This window comes from Mesorhizobium sp. ES1-6, from assembly GCF_020164775.1.
In the GTDB taxonomy this organism is placed as follows: Bacteria; Pseudomonadota; Alphaproteobacteria; order Rhizobiales; family Rhizobiaceae; genus Mesorhizobium.
In genome coordinates this window covers 1-11,998 of record NZ_JAIUGU010000015.1, presented here as the reverse complement: position 1 = coordinate 11,998, position 11,998 = coordinate 1, and the positions used below count along the sequence as shown (strand labels likewise).

Genomic DNA, 11,998 nt, shown 5'->3' with positions numbered 1-11,998 from the left:
ACAGGCGTTGGAAAGGCGGCCGCCCGAACTGGGTTTCGGGCGGCCGTTGCCGGTCGAGGAGGTGACCGGCATTCGGCACCGGGAGGAGCCTACTTGATGTAGCCGCCCTCGGTCATCGCCGCGGTCGCGGCGTCCTGGGCCTGCTTCAGTGCGTCGTCGACGCTCGACTGACCGGCGAGGGCCGCCGAGAAGAGCTGGCCGACGGTGGTGCCGAGGCCCTGGAATTCAGGGATGGCGACGAACTGCACGCCGACATAAGGCACCGGCTTGACGGTCGGATGCGTCGGGTCGGCGGCGTTGATGGAGTCCAGCGTCATCTTGGCGAACGGAGCCGCCTTCTGGTACTCGGCGTTCGCATAAAGCGAGGAGCGGGTGCCCGGAGGTACGTTGGCCCAGCCTTCCTTCGACGCGACGAGCTCAGCGTAATGCTTGCTGGTCGCCCAGGAGACGAACTTCTCGGCTGCATCGGCCTTCTGCGTACCGGCGGGAATCGCCAGCGACCACGCCCACAGCCAGTTGCCGCGCTTGCCCAGGCCGTTGTCGGGCGCCAAGGCATAGCCGACCTTGTCGGCGACCGTGGAGTTCTTCGGATCTGAGACGAAGGAAGCGGCGACGGTGGCGTCGATCCACATGCCGCACTTGCCCTGCTGGAACAGCGCCAGGTTCTCGTTGAAGCCGTTGGACGAAGCGCCTTCCGGACCGTCGGCCTTCATCAGGTCGACATAGAACTGCAGCGTGTTCTTCCATTCCGGCTGGTCGAACTGCGGCTTCCAGTTCTCGTCGAACCAGCGGGCGCCGAACGAATTCGACATGGCGGTCAGGAAGGCCATGTTCTCGCCCCAGCCGGCCTTGCCGCGCAGGCAGACGCCGTTCACGCCATTGGCGCGGTCGGTCATCTTGTCGGCGGCCTGCTTGATGAAATCCCAGGTCGGCGCGTCGGGCATCTTGAGGCCGGCCTTCTCCATCAGATCCTTGCGGTACATGACGAAGGAGCTTTCGCCGTAGAAAGGCGCGGCGTAGAGCTTGCCGTCGACCGAGAGGCCGCCAGCGATGGCCGGGATGATGTCCTTGGCGTCGTAGTCGTCGCCGAGCTTGTCGAGCGGCAGGAGCCAGCTCTGCTTGGCCCAGATCGGAACCTCGTAGGTGCCGATGGTCATCACGTCATACTGGCCGCCCTTGGTGGCGATGTCGGTGGTGACGCGCTCGCGCAGCACGTTCTCTTCGAGCGTGACCCAGTTGAGCTGGATGTCGGGGTTGGCCTTGGTGAAGTCGTCGGTCAGCTTCTGCATGCGGACCATATCGCCATTGTTGACGGTGGCGATGGTGATGGATTCGGCATGTGCGGCGAACGCCAGCGCGCTGGCCGAGCACAAGCCCAGGATGAGCGTACGAAGTTTCATCAAATTCCTCCCATGGACCAAGATGAGCATTTGCCTTGGCTGTGGGCAATTACTCACTAAGTGTGAATTATGTCAAGCCGGATTCGATGCTGCAGCGCAGCAGCGGGCTTGCCGATGGACAACCGACGGATGGACATTGGAGGCGGCGAGCCGCGCGCGCGCCGGACATCAGGCAACGGGACAGAAAGGAGTCCAGTATTGAAGCGGGCGCGACGGACCGGTCAGCAGGCGATCTCGGCCAGCAGCCAATCGCGGAAGGCGCGGATCTTGGGCACGTTGCGGCGGGCTTCCGGATAGACCAGCCAATAGGCGTGGCCGTCGTCGCCGACCAGGTCGAATGGCTGGACCAGGCGACCGTCGGCGAGTTCGGCCTTGAACAGGGCCCGCGTCAGGATCGCCACGCCATGGCCCGATATGGCCGCGTTGGCTTCATAGGCTTGCGCGCCCATGCTGCTGCCCGGCCGCTTGGCAAGGTCATGGCTGTGCACGCCGGCGGCCTCGAACCATTGCGTCCACCAGATATCGCTGGGATCGAGGATCGGCAGCTTGAGCAGATCGGCCGGTTCGTTGATGCCGCCGATGCTGGCCGCAAGCTTCGGGCTCAGCATCGGGGTGAAATCGGCATCGAGCAGCTTATGGGCTTCCAGCCCCGGCCATTTGCCGCCGCCCGAGCGGATGGCGAGGTCGACGTCCTCGCGGGCGAAATCCGTAAGCCGGCTCGACGTCTCGAGCCGCACGGCAAGCGCGGGATGCGCGATCTGGAACGCGCCCAGATGATGCGCCAGCCAGTTCGAGGCAAAGGTCAGCACCGTGGTAACGCACAGCAGCCCGTCCGCCCCGCCGCGCGCCGCGGCATAGGCCTGGCTGAGGATGGCAAAGGCCTCGCTGACCGCCGGCGCCAGGCGCAGGCCGGCTTCGGTCAGTTCGATCTGTCGCGGCCGGCGCAGGAACAACGGCGCACCGACGCGCTCCTCCAGCACCTTGATCTGATAGCTGACCGCCGCCTGCGTCATGGCGAGTTCGCCGGCGGCCTTGGTGAAGGAAAGATGCCGCGCCACCGCCTCGAAAACCCGGATCGCCTGCAATGGAGGCAGCTGCGAAACCTGCGGCGTGCTAAGGTCAGGCATAAGGCGTCCTTATGGGTCGTTATCGATGTTCGATTGGCAAAGGCGGCCGGCAAGGCCGACATTCATCCTCAACCCGTCATTCGGGTCTCAGGATAGCGAAGGTTGACGATCATGACCATGACGCAGCAAAAATGCACTCCCGCCCCCGATCATCGCTGGATTTCGTGGCTTGTGGACGGTTTCGGCTGGTTCGGGACCAGGAGAAAGGCGCATCTCGATATCAGGGACCTGTCGCCGCATCTGCAGCGCGACCTCGGTTTCCTCGATGGCAACGACCCTTTCGGCCGTCACCAATAGCCTTGGCGACTTTATCGCAAAACAGTCAGATGCCGCCCAGCAGGGCGGCGGCCGTGCGCTCGTCGGTGATGAGCCCGTTGACCAGCCGGCGGTTCACGGCGGCCAGGATGCCGGGCAGCTTGCGCTCGCCCATGGCGAGCGCGATGACCAGCGACTTCTCGCGCGACGGCAGCGCCGCCGACGACACCCGGTCGTTGGTGATGCCTTCGATCATGCGGCCCTCGCGATCGAACACCCAGCCGACGATTTCAGCCACACCGCCGGCTTTCTGCAGGGCTTTCAGCTCGCTTTCGGAAATGAAGCCGTCCTCGTAGAGCGGCGCCTTCGGGCCGAGGTCGCCGATACCGATGAAGGTGACGTCGGCTTCCGCCGCAAGCGCCAGCGTCGGCTGGATCATCGGCTGGTTGAGCAGCATTTCGCGCTCCTGCGGCGAGGAGGCGATGACCGGCAGCGGCATCGGGAAGGACCGCGCCTTGACCCTGTCGGCCATGGTGAAGATGACGTTGTAGAAGGCCGCCGAACCGTCCGGCGAGATGTTGCCGGTCAAGGACACCACCTTGTGCTGCGGACATTCCATCGGCGGCAGCTGTTCGATCGCCGCTTTCAGCGTGCGTCCGGTGCCGATGCCCATGACGATCGGCGTCGGCGACCGCAGCCGCCGTTCGATCTCGGCGGCGGCGGCTTCGGCGATACCGATGGTGGTGGAGGATGAATTGGGATCGCTCGGCACCACCTCGACAAGGTCGAGCGCGAAGCGCGATTTCAGCCGCGCCGCGAGGTCCAGGCAATTGGCGATCGGATGATCGACGCGGACCTTGATCAGGCCTTCCGACACCGCCAGCGACACCAGCCGCTGCGCCGTCTGGCGCGAGATGCCGAGCGTGGCGGCGATCTGGTCCTGTGTGTTGCCGGCAACATAATAGAGCCATCCGGCGCGCGCCGCGTCGTCCAGCCTGTTGCTGCCGCCATCCTGCCGGGTATTCACGTGCTGCCTCCCCGAACCCGCCGATCAGGCGGTCCCTATCAGTTTCGCAGGGAATGACCGACTGCGCAATTGTCAATCTTGGGAGCAAATGCCTGCCCTGCACAGATGGAAATTTCTCCACCAACATCTGCTCGGAGCAGGTGCGAAGGGGTTCCCGTTCCGTCTGCGGCCATGTTCTATCGCCGCCAAAGGTTTATCTCCCGGCGCAAACCCTTTAAGGGATCGCAAAAAGGAGCGCTGCATGACACCGAAGGCGGTTTTCTGGGACATGGACGGCACGCTGGTCGACAGCGAACCGCTGCACGAGGCGGCCCTCATCGCGGCGATGCGCAATGTCGGCCTGACGCCGCCCGACGACCTGCATGAGCGCGTGCTGGGCGTTGCCGCCTGGCCGGTCTACGAAATGATGCGCGACGAGTTCGGGCTGCAACTGCCCTTCGACGAATGGATCGTCCATAAATATGAGCATTACCTGCCGCTGGTCGAAGGGCTGAAGCCGCGTCCCGGCGCGATCGAGGTCTTCAACGAATTGCGCGCGCTCGGCGTTCAGCAGGCGGTGGTCTCCAATTCGGACCGGATGATCGTCGACGCCAATCTGCGCATGGTCGGTCTCACCTATCCCGGCATGAAGACGATCAGCCGCAACGACGTGCGCGAAGGCAAGCCGCATGCCGAGCCTTTCCTGCGCGCCGCCTATCTGGCCGATGTCGATCCCGCGCACGCCGTGGCGGTCGACGACAGCTGGCCGGGCGCCATGGCGGGCCTGGCAGCGGGCATGACGACCATCTTCTGGCCGGAAGCGCCGATGGAAGGACCGCCCGGCGCCGTCGTCATCAACAGCGCCGGGGAATTGCGCAGAGAATTGGGGTTGAGCTAAGCAGGGCGTCTGCCGCGCTGGTCGACCCCCACTCCGTCGAGCTTCGCCGAGCCACCTTGCCGGGGCGAGCCACGGGTCTCGCCCGTCCTTCGGACCCCCCGATCGACGGGGTAGAGGAAAGGCGCCAAGACTTTGCCGTTAACGCTTGTCAAGTAAGACACCCTTCCTTTCCCTCCGGAGGGGGGAAAGGTGGCGCTGCGAAGCAGCGACGGATTGGGGGAACCACGTGGCAATCAACCGTCGCGCCGATTAGTCACCCAAGTCACAGAAGATATGTACATAGCGTAGCGTAAACGGCGAGAGGGAAGAGTCCGGTATCAGTTCCTGTACACCGGCTCCTGCTCGTCGAGGATCGCCTTCAGCTCGGCGAGATGGCGTTCAGCCTGGCCGGGATAGTCGTCCATCTCGCTCGCCGCCTTCTCGGCGATGGCGTCGGAGAGCGTCCGCAGCGGCCGGCCGGTCCACAGCGCCTTGATGTAGGTCTCAGCGGCGCGCTCGAAATAGAACATGCGGTTGAAGGCGTCGGCGACGGTGTCGCCGATGACCAGCACGCCATGGTTGCCCATCACCATCACCTTGACCTTGGGGTCGGTGAGAAGCTGTGAGCAGCGCTCGCCCTCCTCCTCGAAGGCCAGTCCGCCATAATGGGCGTCGACCACGTGACGATTGAAGAACATCGCCGAATTCTGGTCGATCGGCGGCAGCGTCGAGTCGGCAAGCGAGGCCAGCACGGTGGCGTGGATCGAGTGGACGTGCATGACGCAGCGCGCATGCGGCACATTGCGATGGATGGCGCCATGCAGGCCCCATGCCGTCGGGTCGGGCGCATTCGGCCCGGAAAGCGTTTCGGGGTCGTTGGCGTCGATTTCGATCAGGTCGCTCGCCTTGATGCGCGAGAAATGCACCTGGTTCGGGTTCATCAGGAACCTTGTGCCGTCCTCGTTGACGGCCAGCGAGAAATGGTTGGCCACCGCTTCGTGCATGTTGAGCCGCGCCGTCCAGCGGAAGGCGCAGGCAAGATCGACGCGCTCTTCGTAGAAGGGCAGGTTGGTCAGCGTTTCCTTCTGCAGGCGGGCAATGCTCATCGTAAGAAATCCTCCGGTTTCGGCAAGAATGCCGCGCCGCGCTGGTGCCCGCAACCGCTTTCGCTTGGTGCAGGAGACCAGCTATGCCGCCGTGCTCGCGGCGCCAATGGTTCGCAGCCCGCCATGCTCGACGATGAAATCGATGACCTCCCGCAGGCCCTTGCCGCGCGAAAGATCCGTGAAGCCGAACGGACGCTTGCCGCGCATGCGGCCGGCGTCGCTCTCCATGACATCGAGATTGACGTTCACATAGGGCGCCAGGTCGCTCTTGTTGATGACGAGGAAATCGGAGCGGGTGATCGCCGGGCCGCCCTTCCTCGGGATCTCCTCGCCCTGGCAGACGGAGATGACGTAGAGCGTGAGATCGGCAAGGTCCGGCGAGAAGGTGGCGGCCAGATTGTCGCCGCCGGATTCGATGAAGATGATGTCGAGATCAGGGAATTTTCGGTTGAGCTCGGCGATAGCCTGCAAATTGATCGAGGCGTCCTCGCGGATGGCGGTGTGCGGGCAGCCGCCCGTCTCGACTCCGACGATGCGGTCCTCCGGCAGCGCCTGCAGCCGGGCCAGCATCATCGCGTCCTCCCTGGTGTAGATGTCGTTGGTGACGACGGCGATGGAAAACTCGTCACGCAGCGCCTTGCAGAGTTTTTCGGTGAGCGTCGTCTTGCCGGAGCCGACGGGGCCGCCAATGCCGATGCGAAGAGGACCGTTGGGTTGTGTCATGCCGGAAACTCCATGATGGCGAGGACCGCGAAGCCGAGCCCGATCAACAGGCACAGCGGCGAATAGAGACTGGTATCGAGCCGGGCGAAAGGCTGTTGCGGCGCCAGCCGGCGCCACCAGGGCGTGAACCCGGCAATGCCGCGTCCCAGGAACACCAGACCGATCAGCATGGCCGTGGCGGCAAGCCCCTCCCTTGGAAAGGGCGAGGCAAAGAACCCGATGAGGGCGAGAGGCCACAGCGTTGCCAGGCCAAGGCAAGCGGCAACGGCGAAACTGGCTGATGGCGTCGGCATTTCGTCGACGCCGCGAAAGCCGACGACGGCATGGGCGCAGGACGCGGCGTCGCTGCCCGGCCAGATGCCGCCGATGCCCCAATAGACATGCAGCGCCGTGATCAGCAGCAGGACGAAGGAGAGGACGAAGGCGAGCAGGATCATGAACGGAACAATCTTGAATATTGTGTTTCGTGTTTCATCGCCATGATGTCGGAGACGAAGGCGCAGCCGCCGAGATCGTCGAGTGTCGAGCGCGACGCGCCAGCGGCGGTCGAAAGCGCCAGCGGCTCGAAGCCGGCAAGCAGCATGATCGCATCGTTCTGGCCGATCACGCCGAGCCGGATCGCGGCCTGGACGAGGTTGGAGAAGAAGGCTTGCAGGAAGGCGGACAGCGCGTCCCGCAGCGCAATGCCGTTGCCGCCAGCGACAGCGCCGACAGCGATGCAATAAGCGCATTCGGCCGGCAAGTGCTCCAGCACGGAATTGGGCCAGGCGGCGGCGGCTTTCAGGAAAGCCGCCCCCTGCAGCATGGTCTCGGCGTGGCGTTCGCGCGAGCCGGCCAGTGCCTCGGCCAGCGCGGCGACCTCGGCCAGATCGCCGCCTTCGTGGGCGCGGTGCCAGCTCTCGGCGAACAGCACGGCATCGTTCCAGCCCGATCCCATCTCGACCAGCGTCTCCAGCCAGGACGCGAGGCTGTCGCCGTCGCTCACCAGCCCGTCATGCACGGCGCGCTCGAGGCCATGGCTGTAGGAGAAGCCGCCAACCGGAAAGGCCGGCGACAGCCACGCCATCAATCGCAGCAGGGCGATGCCGGACGGCTGATCAGTCATGGTCGTGGTGGTGGTCATCATGTGAATGGGGATGACCATGCGCTTGGCTGTGCGCGTGGGCGTGCGACTCGCCGTGCGCGTGGGAATGAGCTTCGGCATGGCTGTGGGCATGGCCGTGGTCGTGCCCTCCCCCATGGCCGGAATAGGCGCCGCGCACCGGTTTGAACGGCTCGGAGACGTCGCGCACCGTGGCGCCGAGCCCCTCCAGCATCGCCTTGATGACGTGGTCGCGCAGGATGAGGATGCGGTGCGCCTCGATGCTCGCGGCGAGATGGCGGTTGCCGATATGCCAGGCGAGTTCGGCGAGATGCACCGCGTCGCGGGCGCGGATGTCATAGACCTCCTCGGGCGCCGCGACGATCTCGATTTGGCCGCCATCCTCCAGCACCAGCCGGTCGCCATCGTTCAGGGCAACAGGCTCGGGCAGGTCGACCAGCACCTTGCCGCCATCGGCAAGTTCGATGGCGCGGCGGCGCAGATGCCGCTCGTCATGGGCAAGAACCGCACGGCCCGATGGCGCGGTGGTCGCGGCCGTGCCGGCTGACAGCACCGAGACGGCGCGCGGAAATTTGGTGAAGTCGGTGTTGAGGTTGAGCTTCATTTCATGGAGCCTCCGTTAGCCTGTGCCCGCACCCGGGCGGGGCGCGAAAGCACGCGATCGAAATAGGCGTTGACGCGATCGGATTCGATTGGGAAGCGGCCGGCGCGGGCCCAACCGCCCATGTCGCCGAGCATCACGTCGACGGCGGAAAACCGGTCTCCGAGTGCGAACGGCTTGTCGCCGAGCCGCCGATCCAGCGCCTTGACTTCCGTGGCGAAGTCATAGGCTGCCGCGGGGCCGACATCCACCCGCACTTCCCTGGGCAGGAGGAAACGATGACGCAGCTTGTTCCACAGCGGCGCTTCGAACTCCGACTGGGCAAAATGCATCCAGGAATCCATTTCGGCGCGGCCAGCGAGGCCCGGATTGGCGCCCAAGCCTCTGTCGGCGTGTTTGTCGGCGAGATAGACGCAGATCGCCGCCGAATCCGTCACCGTCAGTTCACCGTCGATGAGGATCGGCACCTTGCCCGACGGGTTGAGTTCGTAGGCTTCCGGCGAGCGGAACTTGACCTCGACGAATTCATAGGGCTGCCCGAGTTCCTCGAGCATCCAGAGGACGCGGCTGACCCGGGATCCGCGCGATCCGACGGCCTTGTACATGGTTGAACCCTGCATTCGCGGGAACTTTAGACCATCCCGCGCGGTCATACGATGGTGTCGAACAGCCGCAGGATGAACGATATCTGATAGATCAGCGCCGCCGTGACGAAGGCGATGTGGAAACGGCGTTCGCGCACCAGGATCGCGGCGATGCAGAGCGCGACGAAGATCGGCGTTCGGAACAGATATTCATTGCCGAAGCGGGCGAAATGCTCCGGCCCTTTCAACAGCGTGTCGATGACATCGAGCAGATAGGTCGCGCCCAACAGGCCGAAAAACCAGCCTCGGCGCGAATAGAAATAATCCTCGTAGCTGGTGTAATCGAGCATCGAATCCGGGAATAGCAGCGCGCACAGCAGGAACAGCGTGATGGCGTAGAAGATGATGAAGAGGTATTTGCCGAAGGTCCAGGTTTCGATGGTGTAGAGGCCGAACTCCCACCACCAGAAATGCACCAGCATCAGCAGCACCGAGGCGACCCAGGCCAGATGCACGGGATAGAGCCGGTACTGGCCTGGATGCTGGACGATGCGCGCCACCCCCGACAGCAGGCGGGCGACGCCAAGCCCGATCACCATGCCCATGACGATGCGGATATGCGGGAAAATGTCGTGGGGAGAAGCTATCTCGGTGGCCATGCCTAGTCGCGAATGAGTTGATCCGGCAACCAAGGGACGCCAGGGAAAAATTCCTGATCGAGCACGTCGGCGATTTGATAAGGACAATCGATCGGGAAATTCCTTCCAGACATACCCGTTTCGTCAATTGCTTTCAGCCTGGCAAACTCGAACTCGCTGGAAAGCTGCTTTCCCGGATAGGCCTTCATGCTTGGGCTTTCATCTATGAGCTTCTTGATCTGATACCGCTGCTCCCGAATGGTGAGCAACCAACCTGCCTTGCGTCGCTCTGCTTGGAACTGCCACTTCAGCAATGCAAAAGCAGCGTCCCAAGTCGGTTCGCAATCTCCCTCTTGTCGCTCCGCCCCAAGCTCTCGATCTCCTCGGCAAGATTCTCGCGATCGAGGTCGGAAAGACGACCTTGGCGCAGCAGCGCGCCCTGCTCGGCGCACCACTGAGCATAGTCGGCCTCAATGGGTGTAGACTTATGCCGCTGCTGTATCTGGACCTTGTTCATGGTCGCATAATGCGCCGTTTTAGGCCCCAAGCCAATCGCCGTCCGCCAATCACTGTTCGCGTCAAAACAGAAAATACCTTTGCGCCATCGGCAGCACCGTCGCCGGCTCGCAGGTCAGCAACTCGCCATCGGCGCGCACCTCATAGGTTTCGGGATCGACCTCGACATGCGGCGTGGCGTCGTTGAGCACCATCGAATGCTTGCCGATGCCGCCGCGGGTGTTTTCGACAGCCATGAACTGCTTGTCGACGCCAAGGCGGCCATGCAGCCCTGACTCTAGCGCGGCTTTCGAGACGAAGGTCACGGACGAGTTGGTCCGGGCTTTGCCATAAGCGCCGAACATCGGCCTGTAGTGCATCGGCTGCGGCGTCGGGATGGAGGCGTTGGGATCGCCCATCGGGGCGGCGGCGATCATGCCGCCGATCAGCACCATGTCGGGCTTGACGCCGAAGAAGGCCGGGTTCCACAGCACCAGGTCGGCGCGCTTGCCGACCGCGACCGAACCGATCTCCTTCGACAGGCCATGCGCGATCGCCGGATTGATGGTGTATTTGGCGATGTAGCGGCGGACGCGGAAATTGTCGTTGTCGCCCGTCTCCTGCGGCAGCGAGCCGCGCTGGCGCTTCATCTTGTCGGCGGTCTGCCAGGTGCGGATCGCCACCTCGCCGACGCGGCCCATGGCCTGGCTGTCGGACGAGATGATCGAGAAGGCGCCGATGTCGTGCAAAATGTCTTCCGCCGCGATGGTCTCCTTGCGGATGCGGCTCTCGGCGAAGGCGATGTCCTCGGGGATCGACGGCGACAGGTGATGGCAGACCATCAGCATGTCGAGATGCTCGGCCAGCGTGTTGACCGTGTAGGGCCGCGTCGGGTTGGTCGAGGAAGGGATGACGTTGGGCAGGCCGCAGACCTTGATGATGTCGGGCGCGTGGCCGCCGCCGGCCCCCTCGGTGTGGAAGGCATGGATGGTGCGGCCCTTGATGGCCGCTACCGTGTTCTCAACGAAGCCGGATTCGTTGAGCGTATCGGTGTGGATCATCACCTGCACGTCGTGGTCGTCGGCGACCGACAGGCAGCAATCGATCGCCGCCGGCGTGGTACCCCAATCCTCGTGCAGCTTCAGCGAACAGGCGCCGCCCAGAACCATCTCCTCGAGCGCCGCCGGCAGCGAGGCATTGCCCTTGCCGGACAGGCCGATGTTCATCGGGAAGGCGTCGAAGGACTGGATCATGCGCGCCATGTGCCATGGCCCCGGCGTGCAGGTGGTGGCCAGCGTGCCATGCGCCGGGCCGGTGCCGCCGCCGAGCATGGTGGTGATGCCCGACATCAGCGCCTCCTCGATCTGCTGCGGACAGATGAAGTGGATATGCGCGTCGAAGCCGCCGGCGGTGAGGATCTTGCCCTCGCCGGCAATGATTTCGGTGCCCGGGCCGATGATGATGGTGACGCCATCCTGCGTATCGGGATTGCCGGCCTTGCCGATCGCCGCGATGCGGCCGTCCCTCAGGCCGATATCGGCCTTGAAGATGCCGGCGCTGGCATCGATCACCAAGGCGTTGGTGATGACGGTGTCGACCGCGCCGCCAGCGCGGGAGACCTGGCTCTGGCCCATGCCGTCGCGAATGACCTTGCCGCCGCCGAATTTCACCTCCTCGCCATGGATGGTGAAGTCCTTCTCGACCTCGATGAAGAGTTCGGTGTCGGCAAGCCGCACTCTGTCGCCGACCGTCGGGCCGTACATCTGGGCGTAGGCGGCACGGGTTAGTCTGGCCATCAGCGATTGCTCCCGAAATGCGGTGTTGGTGAAGCCGGGCTGCACATTGCCGCCGTCCAATGGTCACGCAATGACCCGCTGGGCGACACCTTCCGGACCCATTTGGCGGTTGAGGTTGGCAGGTCACCCCCCAACGACCGTTTGCCCAATCGATGGAAGGAAAATCCATGCGCAAAACGATAGTTCTTGCAGCCGCCGCCAGCCTGATGCTGGCGGGCGCCGCCAGTGCCCAGCAGCAGCCCGCGCAACAGCCCGCTCCGACTGCCCCCGCCCCGGCCGCCCCCGCTC

The 11,998-nt window shown here is 64.2% G+C and carries 13 protein-coding genes and 1 pseudogene; 2 read left to right on the top strand and 12 right to left on the bottom strand.

The genetic code is table 11. From position 1 onward, the window contains the following. Positions 1-89: 89 nt before the first annotated feature. Entirely contained in the window at positions 90-1,400 is a 1,311-nt protein-coding gene (locus LB564_RS27325) for an ABC transporter substrate-binding protein (RefSeq protein ID WP_224542312.1), read from the bottom strand. Positions 1,401-1,621: 221 nt separating this feature from the next. Further along, positions 1,622-2,527, bottom strand: coding sequence for a transcriptional regulator GcvA (gene gcvA, locus LB564_RS27320; protein WP_224542311.1), 906 nt, complete (start codon positions 2,525-2,527; stop codon positions 1,622-1,624). A 111-nt stretch (positions 2,528-2,638) separates the two neighbouring features. Between gcvA and LB564_RS27315 the strand changes: the two genes are divergently transcribed. Further along, on the top strand, positions 2,639-2,824 hold the full coding sequence (locus LB564_RS27315; protein ID WP_224542416.1) for a hypothetical protein: 186 nt from the start codon (positions 2,639-2,641) through the stop codon (positions 2,822-2,824). A gap of 25 nt (positions 2,825-2,849) precedes the next feature. Here the strand turns inward: LB564_RS27315 and LB564_RS27310 are convergent, their stop codons facing one another. After that, positions 2,850-3,809: a sugar-binding transcriptional regulator gene (locus LB564_RS27310; protein WP_140703135.1), complete on the bottom strand. Its 960-nt coding sequence runs from the start codon at positions 3,807-3,809 to the stop codon at positions 2,850-2,852. A gap of 241 nt (positions 3,810-4,050) precedes the next feature. Here LB564_RS27310 and LB564_RS27305 point away from each other — a divergent pair, with 241 nt between their 5' ends. Beyond that, a complete protein-coding gene (locus LB564_RS27305) occupies positions 4,051-4,686 on the top strand; it encodes an HAD family hydrolase (protein WP_224542310.1) in 636 nt (211 codons plus the stop codon). 317 nt (positions 4,687-5,003) lie between these two features. On the opposite strand, the gene LB564_RS27300 is transcribed toward LB564_RS27305, so the two are convergent. From LB564_RS27300 to ureC, 9 genes and pseudogenes are all read right to left on the bottom strand, one after another. Continuing rightward, the gene (locus tag LB564_RS27300) at positions 5,004-5,771 is read right to left on the bottom strand and encodes a class II aldolase and adducin N-terminal domain-containing protein (protein WP_224542309.1); all 768 of its coding nucleotides are present in this window, start codon (positions 5,769-5,771) and stop codon (positions 5,004-5,006) included. Between the two features lie 81 nt (positions 5,772-5,852). Next, the gene (ureG, locus tag LB564_RS27295) at positions 5,853-6,494 is read right to left on the bottom strand and encodes an urease accessory protein UreG (protein ID WP_140703141.1); all 642 of its coding nucleotides are present in this window, start codon (positions 6,492-6,494) and stop codon (positions 5,853-5,855) included. After that, a complete protein-coding gene (locus tag LB564_RS27290) occupies positions 6,491-6,931 on the bottom strand; it encodes a DUF3995 domain-containing protein (protein WP_224542308.1) in 441 nt (146 codons plus the stop codon). Before LB564_RS27290 ends, ureG begins: the two co-directional genes overlap by 4 nt. Beyond that, a complete protein-coding gene (locus LB564_RS27285; protein WP_224542415.1) occupies positions 6,928-7,599 on the bottom strand; it encodes an urease accessory protein UreF in 672 nt (223 codons plus the stop codon). The genes LB564_RS27290 and LB564_RS27285 overlap by 4 nt, the downstream gene beginning before the upstream one ends. After that, positions 7,592-8,200: an urease accessory protein UreE gene (ureE, locus tag LB564_RS27280; protein ID WP_224542307.1), complete on the bottom strand. Its 609-nt coding sequence runs from the start codon at positions 8,198-8,200 to the stop codon at positions 7,592-7,594. Before ureE ends, LB564_RS27285 begins: the two co-directional genes overlap by 8 nt. After that, on the bottom strand, positions 8,197-8,802 hold the full coding sequence (locus LB564_RS27275) for a glutathione S-transferase family protein (RefSeq protein WP_224542306.1): 606 nt from the start codon (positions 8,800-8,802) through the stop codon (positions 8,197-8,199). The genes ureE and LB564_RS27275 overlap by 4 nt, the downstream gene beginning before the upstream one ends. Before the next feature lie 44 nt (positions 8,803-8,846). Then, positions 8,847-9,440 (bottom strand): hypothetical protein, encoded by a 594-nt coding sequence (locus tag LB564_RS27270; RefSeq protein ID WP_140703148.1) that lies wholly within the window; start codon positions 9,438-9,440, stop codon positions 8,847-8,849. 2 nt (positions 9,441-9,442) lie between these two features. Then, positions 9,443-9,936, bottom strand: a pseudogene (locus tag LB564_RS27265) (DUF29 domain-containing protein). Between the two features lie 61 nt (positions 9,937-9,997). Next, a complete protein-coding gene (ureC, locus tag LB564_RS27260) occupies positions 9,998-11,710 on the bottom strand; it encodes an urease subunit alpha (RefSeq protein WP_140703150.1) in 1,713 nt (570 codons plus the stop codon). Positions 11,711-11,998 lie beyond the last annotated feature (288 nt).

Bases quoted from the DNA above. Each gene is read 5' to 3' on its own strand.
- LB564_RS27325 (WP_224542312.1), bottom strand. From the start codon at position 1,400: ATGAAACTTCGTACGCTCATCCTGGGCTTGTGCTCGGCCAGCGCGCTG.
- gcvA (WP_224542311.1), bottom strand. From the start codon at position 2,527: ATGCCTGACCTTAGCACGCCGCAGGTTTCGCAGCTGCCTCCATTGCAG.
- LB564_RS27315 (WP_224542416.1), top strand. From the start codon at position 2,639: ATGACCATGACGCAGCAAAAATGCACTCCCGCCCCCGATCATCGCTGG.
- LB564_RS27305 (WP_224542310.1), top strand. From the start codon at position 4,051: ATGACACCGAAGGCGGTTTTCTGGGACATGGACGGCACGCTGGTCGAC.
- LB564_RS27300 (WP_224542309.1), bottom strand. From the start codon at position 5,771: ATGAGCATTGCCCGCCTGCAGAAGGAAACGCTGACCAACCTGCCCTTC.
- ureG (WP_140703141.1), bottom strand. From the start codon at position 6,494: ATGACACAACCCAACGGTCCTCTTCGCATCGGCATTGGCGGCCCCGTC.
- LB564_RS27290 (WP_224542308.1), bottom strand. From the start codon at position 6,931: ATGATCCTGCTCGCCTTCGTCCTCTCCTTCGTCCTGCTGCTGATCACG.
- LB564_RS27285 (WP_224542415.1), bottom strand. From the start codon at position 7,599: ATGACTGATCAGCCGTCCGGCATCGCCCTGCTGCGATTGATGGCGTGG.
- ureE (WP_224542307.1), bottom strand. From the start codon at position 8,200: ATGAAGCTCAACCTCAACACCGACTTCACCAAATTTCCGCGCGCCGTC.
- LB564_RS27275 (WP_224542306.1), bottom strand. From the start codon at position 8,802: ATGTACAAGGCCGTCGGATCGCGCGGATCCCGGGTCAGCCGCGTCCTC.
- LB564_RS27270 (WP_140703148.1), bottom strand. From the start codon at position 9,440: ATGGCCACCGAGATAGCTTCTCCCCACGACATTTTCCCGCATATCCGC.
- ureC (WP_140703150.1), bottom strand. From the start codon at position 11,710: ATGGCCAGACTAACCCGTGCCGCCTACGCCCAGATGTACGGCCCGACG.